Annotated in this window: 2 protein-coding genes and 1 pseudogene; 1 reads left to right on the plus strand and 2 read right to left on the minus strand. The window is 67.2% G+C overall.

All coding sequences use genetic code 11. The annotated features are described in order from the left end of the window. Positions 1 to 112: 112 nt before the first annotated feature. Together ROTAS13_RS24255 and ROTAS13_RS24260 are read right to left on the minus strand one after the other, a co-directional pair. The gene (locus tag ROTAS13_RS24255; RefSeq protein ID WP_075823642.1) at positions 113 to 538 is read right to left on the minus strand and encodes a type II toxin-antitoxin system VapC family toxin; all 426 of its coding nucleotides are present in this window, start codon (positions 536 to 538) and stop codon (positions 113 to 115) included. A gap of 10 nt (positions 539 to 548) precedes the next feature. Further along, positions 549 to 860: a FitA-like ribbon-helix-helix domain-containing protein gene (locus tag ROTAS13_RS24260; RefSeq protein ID WP_075823643.1), complete on the minus strand. Its 312-nt coding sequence runs from the start codon at positions 858 to 860 to the stop codon at positions 549 to 551. A gap of 287 nt (positions 861 to 1147) precedes the next feature. Between ROTAS13_RS24260 and ROTAS13_RS24265 the strand changes: the two are divergent. Continuing rightward, a pseudogene (locus ROTAS13_RS24265) lies at positions 1148 to 1627 on the plus strand (transposase); the annotation flags it as partial.

Genomic DNA, 1627 nt, shown 5'->3' on the forward strand with positions numbered 1-1627 from the left:
TTCGCCTTACGGTGGAGCTGTGCGTAGATGTGATCAAGAGACAGGGTCAGGACAGGCGCGTGTCGCTCGGGCGGAAGCACTTCGCCGCCCTCCCCGCTCTCCCTCTCCGGACTCACGGAGCCTGCCATGGGTTGACGATCGGAATGCCGCAATCGGCGAAGTCAGATGTGTTGCGCGTGGCGATGGCCGTCACACTGTGGGCCAGTCCGATCGCCTGGATCTGCAGGTCGGCCGTGTCCACCGGGCGCCCGCGTCGGCGCCGCGCGCTGGCCAGGTCGGCGTAGGCCTGCGCCGCAGTGCGGTCGAAGGGCAGAACGCGATGCTGCACGACGGTGGCGAGGACCATCTCCACCGCCTGCGTCAGCTGTGCCTGGCGTTTGCCAGTCGGCAGGAGCGCCAGGCCGAAGCGCAGTTCTGCCTCGGTGATTGTCGTGGTGCAGAGGTCCGCGACAGTGACCGTCCCAGCCCAGGCCAGGACGTTCGGCTCCGGTACGGCACGGGCCAGTTCCGAGAGCACGTTGGTATCGAGCAGGATCACGGTGTGCGGGTCAAGCTCCGTACTCGGCGCGTCCGAAATCCGGAGGGGGACGCGAGCCGCGCTCCCGCACCGCCTCGAAGTCGTGGCCGCCGAGCGGCTCGAAGATCGCCCGCATCGCCGCAGCGAGTGTCATCTCGGCGCCCGGGGAGGATGGCACCACACCGAGGCCGTCCTGGAGAATGCGACGGGCCTGTTCGGCTTCCGAGCTGCCGGTGCGGGTGGCTCGCTCGCGCAGCCGCGCCAGCGTGGTCTCGTCGAGATCGGGGATGATCAGGCTGGTCATCGGCGCCTCCGCATGAACCTGGCCGCTGTCGAACAGCATCCTGTACTGGCCTCACAATAGCTAGCAGCACCGCTAAAATGGGGCAACTTGCGTCTGAAGGGCCTTGATGCCCGATAATAGAAGGTTATCGTGCCTAATTGACGGCAAACAATCGCAAAAACAACGCTTTAGACGGTTTTTGCCTTGGCTTCTGACCTGCCCCCGTAGAAGCGATCGGCCGGTATTATGAGTCCAGCGGAACCGTGGAGGGCATTGGAGTGGCCCCCATTTCGACCGGACACCGGGCGTAGCCCCGAGGGCCTAGGCTTACGCCTGGGCATACGCCTATGCCGAACGACCCGACACGCGTCGAAATCATCACCGGTCGCGAGCGCCGACGCCGCTACAGTGCCGAGCAGAAGCTCAGGCTGGTCGAGGAGACCATGCAGCCGGGCATGACGGTCTCGGCCGTGGCCCGCCTGCACGGTGTCTCGCCGAGCCTGCTGTTCGGGTGGAGGCGGCGCATGAGCGAGGGCGGCAAGGCCGCGATCCAGGCCGATGACGACGTGGTCGCGGCAGGGCGCTTGCGCGAGCTGGAGGGCCGCATCCGCGACCTGGAGCGCCTGCTCGGGCGCAAGACCATGGAGGTGGAGATCCTGTGGGAGGCCTTGAGCGCCGCCCGGGGGAAAAAGCCCGTCTGGCAGTTGCCGTCGCCGCCACTGGGCGGTTCCCGGTGAAGGTCGTGGCCGACACTCTGGGCGTGGCTCGCTCCAACCTGGTCGAGCAGGTACGCGGCCGCGCGAAGCCCCAGGGCCGCTACCGACGGC

The sequence above is a fragment of the Roseomonas sp. TAS13 genome (assembly GCF_001950415.1).
Classification (GTDB): Bacteria; Pseudomonadota; Alphaproteobacteria; order Acetobacterales; family Acetobacteraceae; genus Roseomonas; species Roseomonas mucosa.